The 23325-nt window shown below is 69.4% G+C and carries 23 protein-coding genes; 11 read left to right on the top strand and 12 right to left on the bottom strand.

Translation table 11 applies throughout. The features are described 5' to 3' along the window. Window positions 1–5: 5 nt before the first annotated feature. From JNUCC0626_RS22040 to JNUCC0626_RS22025, 4 genes are all read left to right on the top strand, one after another. The gene (locus JNUCC0626_RS22040; protein ID WP_394621666.1) at window positions 6–1265 is read left to right on the top strand and encodes a glucarate dehydratase family protein; all 1260 of its coding nucleotides are present in this window, start codon (window positions 6–8) and stop codon (window positions 1263–1265) included. Continuing rightward, window positions 1262–2389, top strand: coding sequence for a hypothetical protein (locus JNUCC0626_RS22035; RefSeq protein WP_394621665.1), 1128 nt, complete (start codon window positions 1262–1264; stop codon window positions 2387–2389). Before JNUCC0626_RS22040 ends, JNUCC0626_RS22035 begins: the two co-directional genes overlap by 4 nt. 266 nt (window positions 2390–2655) lie before the next feature. After that, a complete protein-coding gene (locus JNUCC0626_RS22030; protein ID WP_394621664.1) occupies window positions 2656–2946 on the top strand; it encodes a hypothetical protein in 291 nt (96 codons plus the stop codon). Between the two features lie 148 nt (window positions 2947–3094). Then, window positions 3095–3631: a hypothetical protein gene (locus JNUCC0626_RS22025; RefSeq protein WP_394621663.1), complete on the top strand. Its 537-nt coding sequence runs from the start codon at window positions 3095–3097 to the stop codon at window positions 3629–3631. A gap of 6 nt (window positions 3632–3637) precedes the next feature. On the opposite strand, the gene JNUCC0626_RS22020 is transcribed toward JNUCC0626_RS22025, so the two are convergent. From JNUCC0626_RS22020 to JNUCC0626_RS21995, 6 genes are all read right to left on the bottom strand, one after another. Beyond that, complete coding sequence (locus JNUCC0626_RS22020) at window positions 3638–3994, bottom strand: glyoxalase (RefSeq protein WP_394621662.1); 357 nt, start codon at window positions 3992–3994, stop codon at window positions 3638–3640. Between the two features lie 87 nt (window positions 3995–4081). After that, window positions 4082–5746, bottom strand: coding sequence for a fumarate hydratase (locus JNUCC0626_RS22015; RefSeq protein ID WP_394621661.1), 1665 nt, complete (start codon window positions 5744–5746; stop codon window positions 4082–4084). Between the two features lie 239 nt (window positions 5747–5985). Further along, complete coding sequence (locus JNUCC0626_RS22010) at window positions 5986–6975, bottom strand: sigma-70 family RNA polymerase sigma factor (RefSeq protein WP_394621660.1); 990 nt, start codon at window positions 6973–6975, stop codon at window positions 5986–5988. Window positions 6976–7225: 250 nt separating this feature from the next. Next, a complete protein-coding gene (dtd, locus tag JNUCC0626_RS22005; protein WP_394621659.1) occupies window positions 7226–7651 on the bottom strand; it encodes a D-aminoacyl-tRNA deacylase in 426 nt (141 codons plus the stop codon). Beyond that, complete coding sequence (locus tag JNUCC0626_RS22000; protein WP_394621658.1) at window positions 7648–9120, bottom strand: DUF7059 domain-containing protein; 1473 nt, start codon at window positions 9118–9120, stop codon at window positions 7648–7650. The genes dtd and JNUCC0626_RS22000 overlap by 4 nt, the downstream gene beginning before the upstream one ends. Window positions 9121–9333: 213 nt before the next feature. Then, window positions 9334–10818 carry a PucR family transcriptional regulator gene (locus tag JNUCC0626_RS21995; RefSeq protein WP_394621657.1) on the bottom strand — a complete coding sequence of 495 codons (1485 nt, stop codon included), beginning with the start codon at window positions 10816–10818 and terminating at the stop codon, window positions 9334–9336. A 76-nt stretch (window positions 10819–10894) separates the two neighbouring features. Between JNUCC0626_RS21995 and JNUCC0626_RS21990 the strand changes: the two genes are divergently transcribed. Then, window positions 10895–11209 carry a DUF3099 domain-containing protein gene (locus tag JNUCC0626_RS21990; protein WP_394621656.1) on the top strand — a complete coding sequence of 105 codons (315 nt, stop codon included), beginning with the start codon at window positions 10895–10897 and terminating at the stop codon, window positions 11207–11209. A gap of 51 nt (window positions 11210–11260) precedes the next feature. Here the strand turns inward: JNUCC0626_RS21990 and JNUCC0626_RS21985 are convergent, their stop codons facing one another. Both JNUCC0626_RS21985 and JNUCC0626_RS21980 read right to left on the bottom strand, forming a co-directional pair. Next, on the bottom strand, window positions 11261–12139 hold the full coding sequence (locus JNUCC0626_RS21985; RefSeq protein WP_394621655.1) for a carbohydrate kinase family protein: 879 nt from the start codon (window positions 12137–12139) through the stop codon (window positions 11261–11263). Further along, window positions 12136–13026 (bottom strand): pseudouridine-5'-phosphate glycosidase, encoded by an 891-nt coding sequence (locus JNUCC0626_RS21980; protein ID WP_394621654.1) that lies wholly within the window; start codon window positions 13024–13026, stop codon window positions 12136–12138. The genes JNUCC0626_RS21985 and JNUCC0626_RS21980 overlap by 4 nt, the downstream gene beginning before the upstream one ends. Before the next feature lie 31 nt (window positions 13027–13057). On the opposite strand from JNUCC0626_RS21980, the gene JNUCC0626_RS21975 reads away from it, so the two are divergent. Then, window positions 13058–13306, top strand: a complete 249-nt coding sequence (locus tag JNUCC0626_RS21975) for a DUF3039 domain-containing protein (protein WP_355302211.1) — start codon at window positions 13058–13060, stop codon at window positions 13304–13306. A 117-nt stretch (window positions 13307–13423) separates the two neighbouring features. Here JNUCC0626_RS21975 and JNUCC0626_RS21970 read toward each other — a convergent pair whose 3' ends face one another. Then, a complete protein-coding gene (locus JNUCC0626_RS21970) occupies window positions 13424–14533 on the bottom strand; it encodes a YihY/virulence factor BrkB family protein (RefSeq protein ID WP_394621653.1) in 1110 nt (369 codons plus the stop codon). Window positions 14534–14686: 153 nt separating this feature from the next. On the opposite strand from JNUCC0626_RS21970, the gene JNUCC0626_RS21965 reads away from it, so the two are divergent. Continuing rightward, window positions 14687–16372 (top strand): DEAD/DEAH box helicase, encoded by a 1686-nt coding sequence (locus JNUCC0626_RS21965; protein ID WP_394621652.1) that lies wholly within the window; start codon window positions 14687–14689, stop codon window positions 16370–16372. A gap of 17 nt (window positions 16373–16389) precedes the next feature. Here JNUCC0626_RS21965 and JNUCC0626_RS21960 read toward each other — a convergent pair whose 3' ends face one another. Beyond that, entirely contained in the window at window positions 16390–17190 is an 801-nt protein-coding gene (locus JNUCC0626_RS21960) for a class I SAM-dependent methyltransferase (protein WP_394621651.1), read from the bottom strand. Window positions 17191–17437: 247 nt separating this feature from the next. Between JNUCC0626_RS21960 and JNUCC0626_RS21955 the strand changes: the two genes are divergently transcribed. The 4 genes from JNUCC0626_RS21955 (at window position 17438) to JNUCC0626_RS21940 (ending at window position 22025) form a co-directional block, all read left to right on the top strand. Then, a complete protein-coding gene (locus tag JNUCC0626_RS21955) occupies window positions 17438–18565 on the top strand; it encodes a sugar ABC transporter substrate-binding protein (protein WP_394621650.1) in 1128 nt (375 codons plus the stop codon). Between the two features lie 76 nt (window positions 18566–18641). Next, window positions 18642–19415 (top strand): ATP-binding cassette domain-containing protein, encoded by a 774-nt coding sequence (locus JNUCC0626_RS21950; protein WP_394621649.1) that lies wholly within the window; start codon window positions 18642–18644, stop codon window positions 19413–19415. 23 nt (window positions 19416–19438) lie between these two features. Further along, window positions 19439–20866, top strand: coding sequence for a sugar ABC transporter permease (locus JNUCC0626_RS21945; protein WP_394621648.1), 1428 nt, complete (start codon window positions 19439–19441; stop codon window positions 20864–20866). Between the two features lie 4 nt (window positions 20867–20870). Further along, complete coding sequence (locus JNUCC0626_RS21940) at window positions 20871–22025, top strand: ROK family protein (protein ID WP_394621647.1); 1155 nt, start codon at window positions 20871–20873, stop codon at window positions 22023–22025. 82 nt (window positions 22026–22107) lie between these two features. Here the strand turns inward: JNUCC0626_RS21940 and JNUCC0626_RS21935 are convergent, their stop codons facing one another. Together JNUCC0626_RS21935 and JNUCC0626_RS21930 are read right to left on the bottom strand one after the other, a co-directional pair. Beyond that, window positions 22108–22287: a DUF7455 domain-containing protein gene (locus JNUCC0626_RS21935; protein ID WP_231642793.1), complete on the bottom strand. Its 180-nt coding sequence runs from the start codon at window positions 22285–22287 to the stop codon at window positions 22108–22110. Window positions 22288–22714: 427 nt separating this feature from the next. Continuing rightward, window positions 22715–23257, bottom strand: a complete 543-nt coding sequence (locus JNUCC0626_RS21930; protein ID WP_394621646.1) for a helix-turn-helix domain-containing protein — start codon at window positions 23255–23257, stop codon at window positions 22715–22717. Window positions 23258–23325: the final 68 nt, after the last annotated feature.

Below are 23325 nucleotides of genomic sequence, written 5' to 3'. Positions count from 1 at the left end.
TCGGAATGAAGATCACCGAGATTGTTCTGACACCGATCGCGTTCCGGGACCCGCCGCTGCTCAACTCGGCCGGCGTGCACGAGCCGTGGGCGCTGCGCACGATCGTCGAGGTGCACACCGACGAAGGCATCTCGGGGCTGGGGGAGACCTACGGCGACCTCGGGCACCTGGAGCGCTCGCGGTCCGTTGTGGACTCCCTGATCGGCCTTGACGTCTTCGCGTTGAACGAGATGCACGCGCGAGTCGCCGCCGTGCTCGGTGGCAAGGCCGGGCCGGACAAGCACGGGCTGACCGGGAAGATCACGGCCGAGAGCACCGTCGACCGCGTGTACTCGCCGTTCGAGGTGGCGTGCCTGGACATCCAGGGCAAGGCCCTGGGGCGTCCGGTGCACGATCTGCTGGGTGGCAAGGTGCGGGACGCGGTGCCGTACTCCGCCTACCTGTTCTACAAGTGGGACGGGCACCCCGGCGCCGAGCCCGACGAGTGGGGCGAGGCCGTGGACCCCGCCGGGATCGTGGCGCAGGCGTCGAAGATGATCTCGCAGTACGGGTTCGGGTCGATCAAGCTCAAGGGCGGCGTCTTCCCGCCGGAGCAGGAGATCGAGGCGATCCGCGCGCTGCGCGAGGCGTTCCCGGACCACCCGCTGCGGCTCGACCCGAACGCCGCCTGGTCGGTCGAGACGTCGCTGCGCGTCGCCGCCGAACTCGACGGCGTGCTGGAGTACCTGGAGGACCCGACGCCGGAGATCTCCGGGATGGCGGAGGTCGCCGCGAAGGCGCCGATGCCGTTGGCCACCAACATGTGCGTGGTCGCGTTCGAGCACCTGCGGCCGTCGGTCGAGCAGGACGCCGTGCAGGTGTTGCTGTCGGATCACCACTACTGGGGCGGTCTGCAGCGGTCCCGGCAGCTGGGGATGATCTGCCAGACGTTCGGCATCGGGCTGTCGATGCACTCGAACTCCCACCTCGGCATCTCGCTGGCCGCGATGACGCACCTGGCCGCCGCGACGCCGAACCTGAACTACGCCTGCGACACGCACTACCCGTGGAACGCGGCCGACGAGGTCGTCGAACCCGGTGTGCTGTCCTTTGTGGATGGTGTGGTGCCGGTTCCCGTCACGCCGGGTCTCGGGGTGTCGCTGGACCGCGACGCGGTGGCGCGCATGGCGGAGAACTACGTGCGTTGTGGCATCACGGCTCGTGACGACACGGGCTACATGCAGAAGTTCGACCCGAGCTACGAGAGGAAGCGTCCCCGGTGGTGAAGTCGGTTGTCCACGCCTACCCGTGGGACCTGATCGGAGACCCTGAGGCCGTCGCGCGGTACCAGGACCTCGGTGTCGACGCGATCGCCCTTGCCGCGTCGTACCACACGGTGCGGGCCGCGACGCCGTTGCACCCGTCGCATCGTTTAGTGGACGCGCGGCACGCGGCGTTCTACCTGCCGGTGCGCGCCTCGAAGTACGGCCGTCTGGTGCCGGCCGAACCGTCCTGGGTGGACGGTTCGAACTCGTTCGGCGAGGCGGCGGATCTCGTTCGTGCGGCGGGACTTCCGGTGTACGCGTGGACGGTGCTGACGCACAGTTCGAGGCTGGGCGACCTGCACCCGGACCTGACCGTGGTGAACGCGTTCGGGGATCGCTACCCGTACGCGTTGTGCACGGCGCAGCCCGACGTCGTCGAGTACACGTCGGTGCTGGTGTCCGAGGTGCTGGAGCTCGGTGCGCCCGACGGGATCATCCTGGAGGCCGCCGGGCCGCTGGGGTTCTTCCACGGCGGGCACCACGAGAAGACCGACGGCACCGACTGGAACGCGGTGCAGCAGAAGCTGTTGTCGCTCTGCTTCTGCTCGGCCTGCACCGCCCTGTACGCCGACCCGGATGCCCTGCGTGAAGCGGTCCGGGCCGGGGTCGATCGCGGTGCACCCAACGTTGAGGAAGCGTTGGGTGCGCTCGCGGAGGACGTTCAGGCCGTGCGCACCGGGGTGGTGCGGTCGTTGCGACAGCGGTTGGTCTCCGAGATCCGTGCGGTGGCGCCTTCCATCCGGGTCGGCCTGCACGCGACGGCGGACCCGTGGGGGACCGGACCGTTCGCGACCGTCGCGGGTGGCGTCGGCGCGGACGTCGACGTGCTGACGACGATGTGCTGGCCGGGACCGGACGTCGCCGTGCCCGGCATCGAGGCCCTGCGCGCCGCCGCCCCGGACACGCGGATCGCCGCGTACGTCCTGGGGTTGCCGCCGAAGCCCGCCGACGGTGCCGCGCTGTCGAAGGAGTGGCTCGCGTACGTCGACGCCGGCGTGGAGGAGTTCCACCTCTACCACGGGGGTCTCGCATCCGCGGCCAGGCTGTCAGCTTTGCGAGAGGCTGTAACCGCCGTTAGCCGGTGACGCGTCGGCGTTAGCCGGTAACTGTGAAGAGAAGTGCCTGCAACCCGTTGTGACGGTGGTTCCGTCCTCTGACCATGAGGCACATAGGAACCGTAGTTGGCACTGGCGTCCTGCTGCTCGTCATCTCGGCCTGTGGCAGTGCGCAGAACGCAAGCCCTGGAGCGGGTGGCGGTCCCGAGCTACCGACCGCCACCGCGCCTTCGGACCCGTCGTCCGAGGCGCCGCCCAACGTCGCACCCGGTGAAGTCCCGCCGGACGGCACACCCGTGACCAAGCTCGACGCCAACGGTCTGACGCCGGACTACCCGCGCACCGTGTGGACCGTCGGCGACGGGAAGACCGTCGGCGTCGTCGCCCAGGAGGGCGGCTGCGGCAAGGCGAGCGCGTCCGTGCTGGAGCAGAACGCTTCCACCGTGAAGATCGAGCTCCTGGAGACGACGCCGCTCACGAAGCAGATGTGCACAATGGACATTCGCTTCCCTCCGCTCACCGTGCAGCTGTCCGAGCCCCTGGCCGAGCGCACCGTCGTGCTGACGTCGCGGCAGGACCAGAAGTAGACCTCCCTCCCCGGTGCCCGGCCGGCACCTGCCCCGTCGGCCGGGTACCTCTTACTTTCGCTAGACCCTCTAACAAGACAGAACCGCCAAGACAAAACCACGAGACATTTACCGGGACTTTGTGTCCTGCTTTGCGAGGATGGTGCGCATGAGAAACGCCGTCGCTGCCGTAGCTCTCGCCGTCGTGCTCGTCGGCTGCTCGTCCGGCACGGACTCGGGCGCGCCCGGCTCCAGTTCGTCGGGCACCTCGCCCACGGGCACGAGCACGAACGCACCGGGCTCGAGCGGCACGCCGGGTTCGTCCGGCACCAACCCGACCGCCCCCGTGCAGCCTCCGGTCTCCATCTCGGAGGAGAAGCCCGTCGTACCCCCCAACGTCACGCCCGTGGCGAAGGAGAAGGTCGACACGACATCGTTGTCAGACACCTACCGCGACGAGGCCTACGTCTTCGGCGACGGCCGCGACATCGAGGTCTTCGGGGTGGGCGGCGGCTGCAAGGAGGCGAGGGCCGAAATCACCGGCCAGTCCGCCGACGTCGTCCAGATCACGCTGGTCACCATCACCAAGCAGCCTCCCGGCACCATGTGCACGCAGGAGGTCCGCCAGGTCCCCCTGACCGTCCGCCTGGACGCACCGCTGGGCAACCGCCGCCTGGTGCTCGAAGCCCGCGAGGAATCCGCCTAGCGCCGTTCAGGCGTCGGCCAGGAACTCGATTCGGTTGCCGACGCCGTCGAACGTGTGGAAGCGGAGGCGGCCGGGGATCTCCGCCGGGTCGGCCCAGACGACGGGGTGACCTGCTGCCGCCACCGCCTCGGCCACCCGGGTCACGTCGACGACGAACGCCGGGTGCGCCTTGCGGGCGGGGCGGAAGTCGGCCTCGACGCCGACGTGCACCTCACCGCCGCCGGGCACGGCGAACCAGCACCCGCCGCGGGCGGCGAGCAGGGGTGGCTTGGGTAGTTCCGGCCAGCCGAGCACGCCCGTGTAGAAGGCGCGCTGGTCGTTCTCGGTGCCTGCGGGGCAGGCGACCTGGACGTGGTGAATCACGACGAAACCCCCGATCGACAGTATGCGGTACAACCGTACTGTTAGATCGGGGGTTTCGCGGCCGTTAGAAGGTCTAACGCCCGCAGATCAGCGACGGAAGCTGATCTGCAGGGTCGGGGTCGAGGTTTCGGCGAAGAAGTCGTTGCCCTTGTCGTCGACGACCACGAACGCCGGGAAGTCTTCGACCTCGATCTTCCAGACGGCTTCCATGCCGAGTTCGGGGTACTCGAGGACCTCGACCTTGCGGATGCAGTCCTGGGCCAGGCGGGCGGCCGGGCCGCCGATCGAGCCCAGGTAGAAGCCGCCGTGCGTGGAGCAGGCGTTGGTCACCTGCTTGGAGCGGTTGCCCTTGGCGAGCATGACCATCGAGCCGCCCGCGGCCTGGAACTGCTCCACGTAGGAGTCCATGCGGCCGGCCGTCGTCGGGCCGAACGAGCCGGAGGCGTAGCCCTCGGGGGTCTTGGCCGGACCGGCGTAGTAGACCGGGTGGTCCTTCATGTACTGCGGCATGTCCTCGCCGGCGTCGAGGCGTTCCTTGATCTTGGCGTGCGCGATGTCGCGGGCCACGACCAGTGGGCCGGTGAGGGAGACGCGGGTCTTCACCGGGAGCTGGGTGAGGATGTCGCGGATCTCCGACATCGGGCGGGTGAGGTCGATGTTGACGACCTCGTCGGACAGGTCCTCGCCCTCGATCTCGGGCAGGAACTGCGCGGGGTCGCGTTCCATCTGCTCCAGGAACACGCCGTCGGCGGTGATGCGGGCCTTGGCCTGGCGGTCGGCCGAGCAGGAGACCGCGATGCCGACCGGCAGGGACGCGCCGTGGCGGGGGAGGCGGATGACGCGCACGTCGTGGCAGAAGTACTTGCCGCCGAACTGGGCGCCGATGCCGAAGTTGCGGGTGAGTTCGAGGACCTGCTCCTCGAGGTCCCGGTCGCGGAACGCGTGGCCCGATGCCGAGCCCTCGGTGGGCAGGTCGTCGAGGTAGCGGGCCGAGGCGAGCTTCGCGACCTTGAGGTTCTGCTCGGCCGACAGACCGCCGACGACGACCGCGAGGTGGTACGGCGGGCAGGCCGCGGTGCCGAGCGAACGCAGCTTCTCGTCCAGGAACGACGCGAGGCGCTTCGGGTTCAGCACCGCCTTCGTCTCCTGGTAGAGGAACGTCTTGTTGGCGCTGCCGCCGCCCTTGGCCATGAACAGGAACTCGTAGACGGGCTCCTGGCCGGGCTTGTGGAACACCTCGATCTGCGCGGGCAGGTTCGTGCCGGTGTTCTTCTCGTCCCAGAACGTCACGGGAGCCATCTGCGAATAACGCAGGTTGAGCTCCTGGTAGGCCTCGAAGACGCCGCGGGCGAGCGCCTTCTCGTCGTCGCCGCCGGTCAGGACGGTCTCGGAGCGCTTGCCCATGATGATCGCGGTGCCGGTGTCCTGGCACATCGGCAGCACGCCGCCGGACGCGATGGCGGCGTTGCGCAGCAGGTCCATCGCGACGAAGCGGTCGTTGCCGGACGCCTCGGGGTCGTCGATGATCTTGCGCAGCTGGGCGAGGTGCGACGGGCGCAGCAGGTGCTGGATGTCCCGGATCGCTTCCTTCGCGAGCAGCGTCAGCGTCTCGGGCGCGATCTCCAGGAACTTGCGGTCACCGGCCTCGATGAGCTTGACCCCGTCGGAGGTGACGAGGCGGTACTCGGTCTCGGTGTCCTTCGCGAGCGGGAGGACGTCGGTGTACTCGAATGTGGTGGGCACGGGGTACACAACTCCAACGGTGTGCAGTTCGGATCAGAAAACCGTACCGCCACCAAAGGGACGTTCTGGCTCGCGTCCACCGTGTTCTTCGCTACGGCGGCTGAAACACAGGAAGGCCGGGGCGGCCCCCGGCCGCCCCGACCTTCCTTCGCGTGCGAAACCCGACTCACGGCGGGCACCGCGTGGCTCTGGTAACGCCCGACCGTGCCGTGAGTTGAGTCACAAGTCAATACTGCCGGACGGGTGACTTACGAGGCGTAGGCCCGCAGCTTCGCCGCCCGCTCGCCCTGCCGGAGCTTCGACATGACCTCGCGCTCGATCTGACGCACCCGCTCGCGCGACAGGCCGAACCGCTTGCCGATCTGGTCCAGCGTGCGCGGCTGGCCGTCCTCCAGGCCGTAGCGCAGCCGGATCACGGCCTGCTCGCGCGGTTCCAGCGTCGCGAGCACGCGGCGCAGGTCGTCCTGCAGCAGGCCCGAGATGACAGCGCTCTCGGCGTCGGTGGCGTCCGAGTCCTCGATGAAGTCACCGAGGGGCGCGTCCTCCTCCGTGCCGACCGGCATGTCGAGCGATACCGGGTCACGGGCGTGGTCGAGCAGGTCGGCGACCTTGTCGACGTTCAGGCCCGCTTCCTTCGCCAGCTCCTCGTTCGTCGCCTCGCGGCCGAGCGTCTGGTGCAGGTCGCGCTTGATCCGCGCGAGCTTGTTCACCTGCTCGACGAGGTGGACGGGGAGGCGGATGGTGCGGCCCTGGTCAGCCATGCCGCGGGTGATCGCCTGGCGGATCCACCACGTCGCGTACGTCGAGAACTTGAAGCCCTTGGTGTAGTCGAACTTCTCGACCGCGCGGATCAGGCCCAGGTTGCCTTCCTGGATCAGGTCCAGCAGCGGCATGCCCCGGCCGGTGTAGCGCTTGGCCAGCGACACGACGAGTCGCAGGTTCGCCTTGAGCAGGTGGTCCTTGGCGCGGCGGCCGTCGCGGACGAGTTCCCCCATCTCGTCGCGGCGGGTGGGCGTGAGTCGCTTGGCCGTCTCGAGGACGTGCTGCGCGAACACACCTGCCTCGATGCGCTTGGCGAGCTCCACCTCCTCCTCGGCGGTGAGGAGCGCGGTCTTGCCGATTCCGTTCAGGTAGACTCGAACGAGGTCGGCTGCTGGTCCCTGCGCGTCGAGTTCGTGCTCGACGACGGTGGGCGTGTTCTCTCCGACTTCACGGTCGGAGATCCTCGTGACGGTCATGGATCTCCCTCCCCCTGGTGCGGGCGACGCTGCTGTCGGTGAGGACAGTCGCGCGTGGCGGTCAAGGCGGCGCGGCGCTGCGCCCTGGTTGCCGGTTGCGGCGGGCCCGCTCGGGATCCCATCGCTAGCTGGCTGATACCTGGGTAACGAACGCGATTCCGAATTCGTTCCCGACTTCCATGACCTGAAGACGTCACCGCTGTCACAGCGGTTGCGCGACTAATCTGAGAACTGCCTGAGAACCCTTTAGTCAGAGCTCTACGATCACCGTGAACGGACCGTCGTTCACGCTCCGTACCTTCATCTCGGCCCTGAATCGTCCCGTTTCGACGCGGGCGCCCTTTTGGCGTAGTTCCTGCACGACGGCGTTCACCAACGGTTCCGCGTGCTCGGGCCGGGCGGCCGCCGTCCAGGACGGACGGCGGCCCTTGCGAGTGTCCCCGTAGAGGGTGAACTGGCTGACGACCAGCAGCGGAGCACCGGTCGACTCGCACGACTGCTCGTCGTCGAGGATGCGCAACCCGTGCAGCTTCTGCGCCATTTTGGCCGCCAGTTCGGGTGTGTCGTCGTGGTGGACGCCCAGAAGCACCAGCAATCCGGGCTCGTCGATCGCGCCGACGATCTTCCCTTCGACTTCGACACTCGCCTCTGTGACGCGCGCCACAACCGCTTTCACGCGGGAATCAACATTCCGTGCCGGATGAGATCACGAACGATCGGCAAGGCCGCTTCCGCGTCGATTTCTCCGTAAGCGAACTCCAGGAGAGCGAGCAGGTCCTCCAGCGGCAACGCGCCGTTGCAGCCGGCGACCAGCTTGGCCGTCGCCTCGTCGACCTCGTGCTGCCAGCCCGGCCCGTCGGTGCGGTGCAGCCGCGCGACGACCTTGCGCCAGCCCTCGTCACCCGGCTCGGAGACCTCCTCGAGCAGGACGGTGTCGGCGACCCGGAACCGCTGCCCGAGCAGATCGGGGTTCGCGCGGAGCCACGCGACGTTGTCGAGCCAGCGCGCCGCCTCCGGGCCCAGCGGGTCGTCGTAGGCGTGGCGCAGGTCTTCGCAGATGACCTGGGAGTGCATCTCGTCGGTGCGGCGCAGCGTCACGTAGCCGAAGCCGACGCCCTGGACGTCGTTCTCCTCGAACCAGTCGAGCCACGCGGCGGCCTTCTGCCTGCCCTCGGGGCTGCGCGGGTCGACGCCCGCGTCCTTGAGCCACGTGCCGACGTACAGCGCGGGCTCGGCGATGTCGCGTTGCACGAACCACGCGTCGATGCCGCCGCGGGGCAGCCAGCTCGAGACGCGCTCCTCCCAGTCCTCGCCCTTGCGGTGCACCCAGGACGCGAGCAGCTGGCCGACACCGCCCTCGTTGAGGAACGCCGGCAGCTGCCGGATGACCAGCGCCGACGCGTCGTCGCCGCCGAGCCCGGAGTCGCGGTAGACGAAGTCGACGCGGGGCGGGCCGACGACGAACGGCGGGTTGCAGACGACCTGGTCGAACCGCCGGTTGCGGACCGGGCCGAACCACTCGCCCTGCAGCGTCTCGACGTCGAGTTCGTTCATCCGGAACGTGCCCTGGGCGAGCCGCAGCGCGCGCTCGGACAGGTCGGTGGCGGTGATGCGCTCGGCGTGCGTGCTGGCGTGCAGGGCCTGGACGCCGCAGCCGGTGCCGAGGTCGAGCAGCGTGCCGACGGGCGTGCGCTTGGTGGCGCGGGCGAGACTGATCGACGCGTGACCGACGCCGAGCACGTGGTCCTCGGGCACGGCGGCGCCGCGCAGGTCGGAGTCGAGGTCGGCGATGACCCACCAGTTGTCTTCGTACGGCCGGACGTCGAGGCCTGCCCTCAGATCTTTCGTGAGGATTTCGTTGCGGACGGCGTCGTCGATGTCGACACCGGCGAGGGCGGCGCGGACGTCCTTCTCCGGCTCCTCGTCGCCGAGCAGGAACAGGCGGATCAACGTGCCGAGCGACCCGGCGTCCTTGCTCGCGCGGCGGGCGGGCTCCGGTTCACCGCGGCCGAGCGCGGCGTGGGCCTGCGGGCCGAGGGCGTCGACGACGCCGTCGGCGGTGTAGCCGGCGTTCAGGAAGGCTTCGCGCAGACGGGCGCACAGGTCAGCAGAAAGATCGGGGTGCACGGGAGGAGATGCTTTCACGCCGCCTGGTTCAGCGCGGACTCAGCGCACGTTGACCGAGTGCATGGTGACGTGAGTGCACGTTGACTGAGTACACGTGGGCTTGAGCGCATATTGACTGAGTCAACATTGACTTGAGCGCATGTTGACTCAGTACACCTAGGCTTGAGTGCATGTTGACTGAGTCAACGTGGACTTGAGTGCACGTTGACGGCGCATGTCCGGCAGGACGGGTCAGCGCGTGATCTGGAGGGCGATGGCCATCGCGAGCCGCTGGTCGGCGTCGTCGAGGGGGAGCGGCGTCACCTCGGCCATCTTCTGCATGCGGTAGCGCAACGTGTTGGGGTGCACGCCGAGCTCCTTCGCCGCCGCCCGCACGTCCCCCTGGTTCGCGAGCCAGGCCCGCAACGTCGCCGCGTACTGCGTCCCGTTCTCCGCGTCGAACCGCAATATGTTGGATATCGGCCCGCGGGTCGGGAGCCTGCCGGCCTCCGCGACGGCGGCGAGCCGGTGCAGCAACACCTGAGCCCACGCGTCGTCGTACACGACCGGTGCGCCGGTGGAGAGCGCGAGGCATTCGTCGGCTTCCTGCCGTGACGTCGGCAGCTGGGCCGCCTCGGCCGGGCTGCCGATGCCCGCGAGGACCGTTGCCTCCGCTGGAAGCTCTCGCACCAGTGAACGCACCCAGGCGACGGCGTCGTCGGCGGCGGGGATGACGGTGTAGAGGACGTTGCCGAACAACGCGCTGCGGCCCGGCCGCGACCAGCCGAACCCGGCCGTCGCCCGCTGGAACGCGAGCACCGCGGCGCCGTGCTCGCCCTCGCCGGCGTGGGCTTGGACGGCGATCACCCGCAGGTCGGCCGACGGCAGCCCGAGCCGGGCGACGTCGGCGGACTCGGGCTGGTCGAGCAGCCGGATGACGAGGTCGGCCTCGGCCTGGCGTTCGAGGTCCGTCGACGCCCGCGACCGCAACAGGTGCAGCGCCGCCGTGCGCGCGCCGTCGACCAACGCGGCCGACCTCGCCGCGTCCACCGGCCCGGTCACCTCGACCCACACCGACCCGAGCAGCTCCCGCCCGGCCCGCACGGCCGCGACGAGCCGGTTGCCCAGCTGGTCGGTCAGCTTGGGCACGAAGATCGGTTCGTCCGACGACGCCAGGTGCGTGAACACGCCGAACTCGTCCAGCGCTCGCCGCGCCTCCTCGGGCACCCGCCGCCCGAGGATGGTCTGCACGCGGACGGGGTCGACGTCCTCCTGCCGGTAGGAGTAGGCCAGGACGCGGGACTGCTGGTCCTCGATCGTCACCGGCCCGCCCACGACGCCCGCGATCACGTCCGCGAGCCCGAACAGGTCGCCGGTGCGCGTGCCGCCGTTGACCAGCGTCTGCGTGACGTTCGCCAGTTGGCTCCACGGCACCGACGGGTCGACGAGCAGCACGGCCGCACCGGACTTCTTCGCCGCCGCGATCACCCGTTCGTCCAGCGGCGGCTTGCCGTGCAGCACCACCGCCGACGCCGCCGTCGACGACACCAGCCGCACCGCCGCCGCGACCGAAGGGGTGCCGAGTCCGAGCAACACGTCGCCCGCGGTGGCCGGGGTGTTTTCGGCCGGGTCGTGCAGGGCAACCCCGCGGAGTTCGGCGTCGCGACCCTTCGGCGCGCAGGCCAGATGCGTGCCCAGACTGCCGAGCACGTCCACGAGGCGATCAAGGGCGACCACCCGCGGATGTTAACCGCCGACCGGCTGTCCCGGGCGTCACTCGGACGTGCGACGATGAAGGAGTGGAGGTGGTGTCGTGAGCAGTCCCGACCGGAACGACACCCCGGTGTTGATCACCGAGGCGGCCCCGTCCTACGAAGAGCAGCACGCCGCCCGGCGCAAGAAGTACGCGATCATGATGAGTCTGCGCTTCCCGTGCCTCATCCTCGCGGCTCTGTTCGCGCACACCTGGTGGCTTGCTCTGTTCTTCATCGTGCTGTCGGTGCCACTGCCGTGGATGGCCGTGCTGATCGCGAACGACCGGCCGCCGCGCAAGACCGAGAAGGTCAACCGCCACGAGGTGGAGCGCCGCGCCATCGCGCCGAAGAACACCACCGTCATCGACGGCTGAACACCGATATATCAGTTGGTCAACTGATATATCGGTGGAAGAACAACGAGGTCAGCGGGGTGGCTGGGCGCCGACGACGCCGACGGCCCGTGATCCCGCCCGAACCCCGCCGAGCAGCGCGTCCCGCTTCGACCCACCGGCCAGCCACGCCGCGAGGAACCCCGCGTCGAACGCGTCCCCGGCACCCGTCGAGTCGACGCACTCAGTGACTTCAGCGGGGACCGAGACGAGCTCGTCGGCGTCGACCCACGTCGCGCCGTCCGGTCCCGACGTCACCACGACGGCCCCGACGTGCGAGAGCAGCGCCTTCGCCGACGCGGGCTCGGACGACCCGGTCAGGGCGAGCAACTCGTCGGCGTTGGGCAGCAGGAAGTCGACGTCGCGCACGTCCTCCAGGAACGCGTCGGCCGAGTGGATCAGCACGGCGGCCTGCGGGTCCACCGACGTCGTCCACCCCGCCGCGCGTGCCGCCGCCAGCACGGCCAGCCCGGCGGGCCGGGAGGTCGCGTCCAGCAGCACGTACCCGGACAGGTGCAGGTGGCCGTTCGCAGCGGCGAGCAGGCCCGGGTCGAGGTCGGCGGGGGAGAACCGGGCGTTCGCGCCCCGGTCGGGCAGCATCGAGCGCTGGCCGTTCTCGTCGACCAGGACCACGACGCAGCAGGTGGCGAGCTCGGGGTCGACGGCGAACGCGCACTGCACGCCCGCCGTGGTCAGTTCGGCGTGCACCTGACGGCCCGCCGAGTCGGCGCCGACGCGGGCCACCAGGACCGGCGACGCACCGCAGGCGGCGAGCCAGACCGCGGTGTTGGCGCCGGCCCCGCCCGGTTCGATGGTGACCTTCGCCCGCACGTCGCCGCCGTGGGCGATGGGGCCGGTGTGGCGGGCCACCACGTCGAGGCCCGCGTCACCGACCACCACGACTGGCCTCACTTCGCGAGCTCCACGGCGACGGCGGCGGCCACGGAGACGTTGCTCACGACCAGTTCCTCGTTGGCGTCGAGGCTCACACCGGCGGACGCGGTGTGGAAGTGCTCCAGCAGCACGGGGGTGACGTCCTTGCCGCGCACGTCTTGGTCGACGAGCTTCTGCAACCCCTCGGCGAGCAGCCGGTCGTGCAGGTCGGCGTCCATCTCGAAGGCCGCGGGAATGGGGTTGACCAGCAGCATCCCGCGCCCGCCCGCGGCGAACACGGCGGCGGCCTCGGCGGCGTTCTCGACGCGCCACGGCACGTCGAACTCCGACTCACGACGGTAGAAGGCCGGGAAACGGGACGTGCGGTAGCCGACGACGGGCACCGACCGGGTCTCCAGGACCTCGAGCGTCGCGCCCATGTCCAGGATCGACTTCACGCCCGAGCAGACGGTCAGAACCGGCGTCGTGGCCATCACGTCGAGGTCGGCGGACACGTCCCACGTGTCCCGCGCGCCCCGGTGCACTCCACCGAGGCCGCCGGTGCCGAAGACCCGGATGCCCGCCTGGTGGGCGAGCGCGGCGGTCGAGGCCACGGTCGTCGCGCCGCTGCGGCCCAGCGCGTAGGCGGGGCCGAGGTCGCGCAGGGACAGCTTCAGCAGGTCGCCCGCGTTGCAGACGCGGTCGAGCTCGGCCTCGGTGAGACCGATGTGCGGCACGCCGTCGAGCACGGCGATCGTCGCGGGCACGGCACCCGCCTCCCGGACGACCTTCTCCAGGCGTGCGGCGACCACGAGATTGCGCGGCGCGGGCAGGCCGTGGGACAGGATGGTGCTCTCGAGAGCGACGACGGGACGGTTCTCGTCCAGGGCGGCGGCAACTTCATCGGCGATGTGCAGCGTGGTCACGAGGGGACATCATCCCAGGTACCCTGGGCGCGTGAGCACCCAGACTCTCCCCGAGGTCGACGTACGGCCGGATGAGACCGACCAGTCTTCGGACGACACCCCGAAGATGTTCCACTACGTGCGCAAGGCGAAGATCGCCGAGAGCGCCGTGATGGGCACGCACGTGGTCGCGCTGTGCGGCGAGGTCTTCCCGGTCACGCGGTCGCCGAAGCCCGGTTCGCCGGTGTGCCCGGACTGCAAGAAGATCTACGAGAACCTGCCTCCCGGCGGCGACGAGTAAGACCCCGCAACTTCATCCGCAGCGCCCGGTGCCTCGAATCGACCTCGAGGCACCGGGCGCTGCTGCGTTCAGCCGCATCCCCAGGCAGCCCGGTGGCGCACATAGCGGGGGCTTCGGCTACCCGCGCTGTCGTTCGCCCTCGGCCTCGGGTGACTGCTTCTGGAGCGGCAACGGCGAGGTCAGCTGCGTGTCGGCGGGCGACGGCGCCGTGTAGCCGTTGTTGTTCCCGGCCTCGGGCTTGGGCCGCGCGCTCTCCTCGCGGATGCGGGACGCCGCGCGCTCCAGTTCCAGCCTGCGCCAGCGGCGGCGCTGCCGGCGGGTCATCCGGGCGGGCCACATGTCCTGGATGGCGCTGTTGAAGTACGCGCCGATCGTGATCGCCAGGCCGATGAAGAACACGAACAGCAGGAACGCGATCGGCGTCGCCAGCGCGCCGTAGGTGTAGCCGGTGGTGGTGATCCACTGGATGTACAGGCGCAGGCCGATCGACGACAGGATGAACACCGCCATCGCGAGGATCGCACCCGGCAGCACGCGGTGGTACGGCAGCCGCCGCGGCAGCGCCACCTTGTAGAGCAGCGACAGCGACAGCACGAGCAGCAGCGCCACGCCGGGGTAGTAGAACCGGCCGACCCACGTCGAGATGTAGGGCTGCCACGACGCCGGGAAGAACTCCGGCAGCACGTCCGGCCCGAGCGCGAGCACCGGCAGGCCGATGATCAGCGCCACCAGCGACACCATGTAGAGCAGCAACGCGAAGATGCGCTGCCACAGCTCGTTGCGCACGCCGTACTGCCCGTGCGCCACGGTGATCGCGTCGACGAACGACGACATGGCCGACGATCCCGCCCACAGCGAGATCAGGAAACCGATGGAGACGATCTCGCCCTTGCCGGTCGAGAGGATCTCCGCGACGGTGGGCTGGATCACGCCGTTCACGACGTCCGCGCTGAAGATCGTCCGGGTGAACCCGATGATCCTCTCCTGGACTGCTTTGACGACCTCGTCGCCGAACCAGGTGCCGAGCCAGCCCATCGAGCCGAGCACGCCGAGCAGCAGTGGCGGGAACGACAGCGTCTGCCAGAACGCGGCCTCGGCGGCTTCTGAGAAGATGTTGCCCTGCCACGCCTTCGACAGCGTGCGCGCGAGTAGACGCAGCGGCCCCTTTCGGCCGGACCTGCGTGGTGCGTCGTTGTCGGAAGGCGAACCCATCGCAGTGACAAGCATGGTGCATGGGGCCACGTTTCGCGGCATCGACGCCCGGAACAGGTAGAGTCGCACTGCCCTCGGCCGCGGTCCGCCTGAGGGTATTGCTATGTCTGACCTGCGCAAATGAGGAGAAACACGCCTGTGACAGCGCCAGCAGCAACGCCGGCAGCAATGCGACCGCTGCGAGCCTGGCAGCGGCGTGCGCTGACCAAGTACCTCGCCGCCAAGCCGCAGGACTTCCTCGCCGTCGCGACGCCCGGCGCAGGTAAGACGACGTTCGGGCTGCGCGTCGCCGCCGAACTGCTCGCCGACCGCACGATCGAGGCCGTCACGATCGTCACGCCCACCGAGCACCTCAAGCATCAGTGGGCGAAGGCCGCCGCCGAGCAGGGCATCCACATCGACTCGAACTTCCGCAACACCAACGCGATGACCTCCCGCGACTACCACGGCGTGGCCGTCACGTACGCGCAGGTGGCCGCCCATCCGACGTTGCACCGCGTGCGCACCGAGAACCGCAAGACGCTCGTGCTGCTCGACGAGGTGCACCACGGCGGTGACGCCAAGTCGTGGGGTGACGCGATCCGCGAGGCGTTCACGCCCGCCGTGCGCCGCCTTTGCCTCACCGGCACGCCGTTCCGCTCCGACGACTCGCCGATCCCGTTCGTGCAGTACGAGGAGAGCAACGGCGGCTTCAAGACGTCCAAGGCCGACCACACCTACGGCTACTCCGACGCGTTGGCCGACGGCGTGGTCCGGCCCGTGCTGTTCCTCGCGTACTCGGGTGAGGCGTCGTGGCGGACCAGCGCGGGCGAGGAGTACACCGCACGGCTGGGCGAACCGCTGACCCAGGAGCAGACCGCACGGGCCTGGCGCACCGCCCTCGACCCGGCCGGCGACTGGATGGCGTCCGTGCTGCGCGCCGCGGACAAGCGGCTCACGCAGAAGCGCGAGAACGGCCTGCCCGACGCCGGCGGCCTGGTGATCGCCACCGACCAGACCGTCGCGAAGGCCTACGCGCAGGTCCTCGAGCGCGTCACCGGCCAGATCCCCACGCTGGTGCTCTCGGACGACCCGAAGGCGTCCGGCAAGATCGCCGAGTTCGCCGCGACGACCGAACGCTGGATGATCGCCGTCCGGATGGTGTCCGAGGGCGTCGACGTGCCGCGGCTCGCCGTCGGCGTGTACGCGACGTCGTCGTCGACCCCGTTGTTCTTCGCGCAGGCCGTCGGTCGCTTCGTGCGCAACCGCAAGCCCGGCGAGACCGCGACGGTGTTCCTGCCGTCGGTGCCGGTGCTGCTCCAGCTCGCGTCGGAACTGGAAGCCGAACGCGACCACGTCCTCGGCAAGCCGCACCGCGAGAAGGACGGCTGGGACGACGAACTCATGGCCGCGGCCAACCAGGCCAAGGACGAGCCGGGCGAGGACGAACGCGCCTTCACGGCCCTGGGCACGACCGCCGAGCTCGACCAGGTGATCTTCGACGGCTCGTCGTTCGGCGCGCCGACCCAGGCGGGTTCGGAGGAGGAGCAGGAGTACCTCGGCCTGCCCGGCCTGCTCGAACCCGACCAGGTGCGCACCCTGCTGCTGCAACGGCAGGAGGAGCAGATGGCGCTCGCCGCCAAACGCCCGAAGCCCGAGGTGGCGGTGCGCGAGGCACGGCCCGTGGGCGTGCAGGAACGCCTCGCGTCGTTGCGCAAGGAGCTCAACACCCTCGTCGCGATGCACCACCACCGCACGAAGAAGCCGCACGGCAAGATCCACAACTCATTGCGCGAGTACTGCGGCGGCCCGCCGACCGCGATGGCCACGATCGAACAGCTCGAAGAGCGGATCGCGACCCTCCGCTCCTGGTAAGAGCGATATCCGATATATCAGTTGCGGGTGACGGCGACGGCCAGTGTCGAGTAGCGCGTGGTGAACGACCCGCCGAGCGCGTCGATCGCGACGCCGACGTCGTCGAGGAGTTCGGTGATCTGCTCGGGGCTGATCATGGCCATCGGGCTCATGGTGAGCATGAGGTCGAGGTACTCGGCGGTCGTGTAGTCGCGTTCCCAGTGCGCCTCCCAGTACTCGACCGCGCCGAACGCCCCGGTGGCGACGAGCGCGTCGGCCGTGCGCACGCACCCGGCCTGATATGAGTCGTACGCCTCGCGGTAGGAGTGGCCGACGCGGTGGGTCATCTGCGGAGCCACCTTGTCGTACGCCGCGACGAACGCGTCGGCGATCGCCTCGGGTGTCCCGAACACGTGCCACAACCCGACGAACACCCCGCCCGGCCGCAGCACCCGCGCGGCGTGCACCGGTCCGGCCTCGGCGTCCACCCAGTGCCACGACTGCCCGGCGACGACGGCGTCGAACTCGCGCCCGGCCGGATCCCAGGCCTCGAACTTCGCCACCTCGACGTCCACGCCGGTCGTGCGGGCGAACGCCGCCATCCGCTCGTCGTGCTCGACGCCGACGACGTCCAGGCCCGCCGCCAGCAACTGCCGGGACAACACGCCCGTGCCGCAACCGACCTCGGCCACGCGCGTCCCGGGAGAGGCGGCGACCAGTTTGTCGATCAACGAGCCCGGGTAGGCCGGACGGGTGCGGTCGTAGCGAGCCGCTTCGGCACCGAAGGAGTTCGCCAGCCTTGCAGTCACTCCTTTTGGGGCTTCCTCGTCGATGGTCATGCACCCAACCTAGGGGTGTCCGGGAGATGACCGGTGAGAGTCCACCGAGGTCGGCGACCGATATGGCGCCGTTGTAATCCGTAGCGCGGTGGTAACGCTCTCACGACTCTCGGTGACCAAATTTCGCCAGGGTTACCGCATCGTTGCGACTTAATCGATCCAGTGTGGTTCCGGTCACGCATATGTCGGGCATACGTTGTGCGCCACAACATTCTCTGTGACACAGCGCAGTGAAAGGGACTGGCGGATGCGCAGCAAGACTCTCGCTTCCATCGCCGTTACCGCGGGCCTCGCCCTGGCGGTCTCGGCATGCGGCGCCAACTCGTCCTCCGGCACCGGAGGAAGCACTGAATCGAACTCTGCTGGCAGCGGCTCGGGCGCGAAGGTCGGCGTGATCCTGCCCGAGACCAAGACCTCCGCCCGCTGGGAGAGCTTCGACAAGCCCCTCCTCGAGGCCGCTCTGAAGGCCGAGGGTCTCGACCCCGACATCCAGAACGCCCAGGGTGACGTCCAGAAGTTCAGCACCCTCGCCGACGGCATGATCAACAACGGCGTCAAGGTCCTGATCATCGCGACGCCCAACGCCGAGGTCGGCGCGTCCGTCGCCAAGAAGGCCCAGGCCCAGGGCATCCAGGTCATCGACTACGACCGCCTGAACACCGGTGGCACCTCGTCCTACTACGTGTCGTTCGACAACGTGAAGGTCGGCGAGCTGCAGGGCCAGGGTCTGGCCGACGCGCTCAAGGAAGCCCCGCAGGGCGCCAACGTCATCGAGATCGAGGGCGCGCCGACGGACAACAACGCCACGCTCTTCGCGGACGGCCAGAAGAAGATCCTCAAGCCGCTGTACGACTCGGGCAAGCTCAAGCTCGTCCAGTCGCAGCCGATCGACGACTGGGACAACCAGAAGGGTGGTCAGGTCTTCGAGCAGATCCTGACCGGCAACGGCGGCAAGGTGGACGGCGTCGTCGCCGCGAACGACGGCCTCGCCGGCGCGATCATCACCGTGCTGAAGAAGGTCGGCCTCAACGGCAAGGTGCCGGTCACGGGTCAGGACGCGACCCCGGACGGCCTGCAGGCCGTGCTGCTCAAGGACCAGTACATGACGGTCTTCAAGCCGATCAAGGAAGAGGCCGAGGCGGCTGCCAAGCTGGCCGGTTTCCTCGCCAAGGGCGACACCGCGGGTGCTGACAAGCTGGCCTCCGGCGTCACCAAGGACACCAAGGCGAACCGCGACGTGAAGTCCGTTCTCCTCACCTCGCAGATGATCACCCGCGACAAGGTCAAGGTCGTCGTGGACGCCGGCTTCGTGAAGGCGTCGGAGATCTGCGTGGCCGCCACCCAGGCTGCCTGCACCGAGCTCGGCATCAAGTAGGACCGCTCGTGACGAGGGCGGGGTGCGCGCTGTCGCACCCCGCCTCTCGCCACGTGTAACCACGGAGGAAATCCCAGTGAGCGAGCCGATTCTCGAGCTGCGCGGCATCAACAAGAGCTTCGGTCCCGTGCACGTCCTGCACGACATCGACCTCGACGTGAACCCCGGTGAGGTCACAGCCCTCGTCGGCGACAACGGCGCGGGCAAGTCGACGCTGGTCAAGTGCATCGCGGGCATCCACCCGACCGACTCGGGTGAGGTCCTGTTCGAGGGCCAGCAGGTGCACATCAAGGGCCCGCGCGAAGCCGCGGAACTCGGGATCGAGGTCGTCTACCAGGACCTCGCGCTGGCCGACAACCTCGACATCGTCCAGAACATGTTCCTCGGCCGCGAGCGCACCAAGGGTGGTCTGCTCGACGAGACCGACATGGAGCAGGCGGCGCGCAAGACGCTCGCGTCGCTGTCGGTGCGCACGGTCAAGTCGGTGCGCACGCCGGTGTCGTCGCTGTCCGGCGGTCAGCGCCAGACCGTGGCGATCGCCAAGGCCGTGCTGTGGAACAGCAAGGTCGTGCTGCTCGACGAACCCACCGCCGCACTCGGCGTCGCGCAGACGCGCCAGGTCCTCGACCTGGTCCGCCGCCTCGCGGAGCAGGGCCTGGGCGTCGTCCTGATCAGCCACAACATGAACGACGTCTTCGAGGTCGCCGACAAGATCGCGTGCCTCTACCTGGGACGCATGGCCGCCGTCGTGTCGACCAAGGACGTCACGCACGGACAGGTGGTCGAGCTGATCACCGCCGGCCGTTCCGGTGACCTGGGCATCGCGCGCGCCGAGGCGGCGACGATCTGATGAGTACCGAAGAGGCGAGCAGCATGACCGACACCACCGAAACGCACGAGGCGGAGGCCCCGCAGGGCGCCATCTCCGACTTCGGCATCGACACGACCTCCCGCTCCACCAGCGAAGCGATCCGGGACTACTGGTCCAGCGTCCGCGGCGGCGAGCTCGGCTCACTGCCCGCTCTGCTCGGACTGATCGTGCTGCTCATCGTGTTCAGCTCGTTGTCCGACTCGTTCTTCACCCTCGGCAACCTCGCGAACCTGCTCCAGCAGGGCGCCAGCATCACCATCATCGCGATGGGCCTGGTGTTCGTGCTGCTGCTCGGCGAGATCGACCTGTCCGCCGGTACCGCGTCCGGTGTGACCGCCTCGGTCATGGCGCTGGACCTGATCCACGGCGGCAACCTGCTCGGTGGCATGGGCGACGGCGTCTTCTACGTCTTCTGCGGCTGGCTGGTCCTCGCGGTCGGCCTCTCGCTGCTGATGAAGCTGTGGACCGGTGCCGTGCTGTCCGGCATCGCGCTGGTCATCGCCCTGCTCGGGGTGCCCGCGAACGCGTGGATCGGCATGCTGCTCGCGATCTGCGTCGGCGCGTCGATCGGCTGCATCACCGGCTACCTGGTCGCGAAGGTCGGCATCCCGTCGTTCGTCGTGACCCTGGCGCTGTTCCTCGTGTGGAGCGGTGTCGTGCTGCAGTTCATCGGCACCGGCGGCACGCTCGGCCTGCGCGACGACACGATCTTCCAGGTCGCCAACGGCAACATCGGCACCGCCGGGTCGTGGATCCTGTGTCTGCTGGCGGTCGGCGGCTACGCGGCCGTCGTGCTCAACCGGCACTTCACCCGGCTGCGCAAGGGCCTCGTGGCCCAGCCGACGGCGCTGATCCTCGCCAAGATCGGCGGCCTCGCGCTGCTCGCCGCGGTCGCCACGTTCGCGCTGACGCAGAACCGGTCGCAGAGCACCCTCGTGGTGATCGCGGGCGTGCCGTACGTCGTGCCGCTGGTGCTCGTGCTGCTGGTGATCGGCACGTTCGTGCTCGACCGCACCAGCTACGGCCGTCACCTCTACGCGGTCGGCGGCAACAAGGAAGCCGCGCGCCGCGCCGGCATCAACGTGGAGAAGATCCGCATGAGCGTCTTCGTGATCGCCTCCTCGGCGGCCGCGATCGGCGCCATCGTCTACTCCTCGAAGGTCGGCTCGGTCGACCCCAACGCCGGTGGCGGCAACACGCTGCTGATGTCGGTCGGTGCGGCCGTCATCGGTGGTACGTCGCTGTTCGGCGGCAAGGGCCGGCTGCGGGACGCCGTCATCGGTGGTGCGGTGCTGGCGGTCATCGCGAACGGCATGGGCCTGCTCAAGCAGCCCTCCGCCGTCGTGTTCATGGTGACCGGTCTGGTCCTGCTGCTCGCCGCGAGCGTCGACGCGCTGTCCCGCCGCCGAGCGGCGACCGCGGCTCGCTGACCCGGTGACGGGACCCACGTCCGGCACCCGTCCCGACGAGATCCGCAGGCACAACAGGACGGCGTTGCTGCGCCGCCTGCACGTCGACGGTCCGTCCACCAGGGCGTCGCTCGCGGCTGAGCTCGGGCTCAACCGCAGCACGATCAAGGCCCTGGTGGACGGCCTCGCCGAAGCCGGTGTGGTCGCCGAACGCGTGCCCGCTCTGCGCAGCGGAGCGGGCCGCCCCTCCTTGCTGGTCCTGCCCCAGCCGCACGCCGCGGTCGTCATCGCGATCGACGTGCGGGTGGAGCACGTGGCCATGGGGTTCGTCGGACTCGGCGGCGAGATCCTCGGCCGGGACAGCTGGAACCTGCACCGGACGCGTGATCCGGGTGAGGTCATCACGCACATCGTCGAGTCGGCGCGCCTCATGGCCGACGACCTCGACGTCACCGCCGTCGGGGTGGGCGTCTCGGTGCCCGGCGTGGTCCGCCGCGCCGACGGGCACGTCCACGAGGCGCCCAACCTGCACTGGACCGGGGTCGCGCTCGGCAAACGCCTGGAAGCGGTGCTGAAACTGCCGGTCCAGGTCGGCAACGACGCCGAACTGGGCGCGCTCGCGGAGCACGTGCGCGGCGCGGCCAGAGGCTCCTCGGACATGGTCTACATCTCCGCGGACGTCGGCGTCGGCGGGGGAGTGATCCTCGCCGAGCAGCCGTTGCGCGGCTCCGGCGGCTACGTCGGCGAACTCGGGCACATGGTCGTCAACCCGAACGGCCGCCGCTGCTACTGCGGCTGTGACGGCTGCTGGGAGACCGAGGTGGGCGAACCGGCGCTGTGCCGGGCGCTCGGCCTGCCCGACGACGCGCCGCGCGGTGCCGTCGTCGCGGCGTTGCGGGCGCTGGACGATCCGGCGGTGCTCGACGAGTTCGCCGGCTGGCTCTCGCTGGGGCTCTCGAACATCGTCAACGTCCTCGGCCCGGAGCTCGTCGTGCTCGGCGACCTCTACACGGCGCTGCCCGCGTCCGTGGTCGACTCGGTCAGTTCGTCGGTGCAGAAGCGCAGCCTGGTGTCCCGTGCGCTCGGCGGAACCCAGGTCGTGACGTCACCGCTCGGGCGCGACGCGAAGCTCGTCGGAGCCGCCGAACTGGCCTTCGAGCCGGTGCTCGACGCCATCTAGCCGCTGGCGGAAACGCCTGGAAATGCGAAGGGGGCGGAGATCCATCCGGATCTCCGCCCCGAGCGGCTAGGTGGGGTGGAAGTCAGCCCTGCTGAATCTCAGCAGCGAGTTCGCGCAACTTCTCACTGTGCGCGCGAGCGTGGTGCCCGCAGAACAGCAGCTCGCCCCCGGACGGGAGCAAGGCGCGAACCTGGGCAGCAGCCCCGCAGCGGTCGCAGCGGTCGGCAGCGGTCAACTCGGGGCGGGTGAGTGCTGCGGTCATGATGAATCTCCCTCCGTCCCGGCAACGGAACTGAGGTGTTCCGGTGCCCTCTTACCAAGCTGCGACCACAGCGCCCCTGGGAGGTGCGCGGTGCTCGCTGGCTCCACTCTGACAGACGTTTCGGCGATAGTCAGTGTTCCCGTGTACGTGGCGACTCGCGTCACTCTCCGAAATACCCGCTCGCAGCAGGATCACACCTGGGTTTTCCACCGGTTCACCGTCTTGACGCGCACTGTCCGCAATCGGAAACCCGCTGGTGGAGCAGTGTGTTCGGGCCATCCGGTCGGTTGCGTGCCACCGAGAGTGTGATATCGGTTGCCCTTGTCCGCCCTCCGCGAACAGGTCACGAACGTCCCACGATTCGGACGCGGAACCGTGATCAAAGTCCCGATCGTGGACCGTTCGGCCACGTTCCGTGCCCGGTCGATCAGCTCGCGAGGGCGGTGCTGATCGCCCGGGCGGCATGCCCCACGGCGTCCTGGAGAGCCGTGGCGCTGCGGCCGTGGTCGAGCACCGCGGACACCGTGCCGATGACGCTGCTTCCCGGCGCGCGCACCGGGGCGCTCACGAACTCCATGCCCGCCGGCACCGTCGCGCCCGGCCGCAACCGGGGCACGTCCTCGGCCCGCACCAGGCTCGCCGCCGCCACCAGCACCCGGTCGCGCCGCGGCACCGCGAGGATCGCCGACGTCCTGATCGTCGCCGACAACGCCCGCAACGGCTGCCGCGCGATCGCCAGGATCCCCGGCGCCGGTTCCCACGCCTGCCCGTACCGGAACATCTGCGCGCCCACCCGGTACCGGCCGCGCACGTTCTCCACCGCCCCCAGCAGTTCCAGCTGCTCCAGGAGGCGGTGCACCGTCGTCTTCGGCATCTCGCAGCGCTCGGCGAGCTGGGACAACCCGAGCTCACCCTCGTCCATCAGCCTGTCCAGCAGCGAGAAAGCCCCTTCGAGCACAGACCTGCCCATGTCCCCAGTCCCCCTCGTTCCGTTGTACGGAACCGATGCTGGCGTGGGCTTGCCTGGGAGCACATGAG

The sequence above is a fragment of the Lentzea sp. JNUCC 0626 genome, from assembly GCF_043632865.1.
Classification (GTDB): Bacteria; Actinomycetota; Actinomycetes; order Mycobacteriales; family Pseudonocardiaceae; genus Lentzea.
The sequence above is the reverse complement of the archived record's forward strand: the minus strand, read 5'-3'. Positions and strand labels throughout refer to the sequence as shown.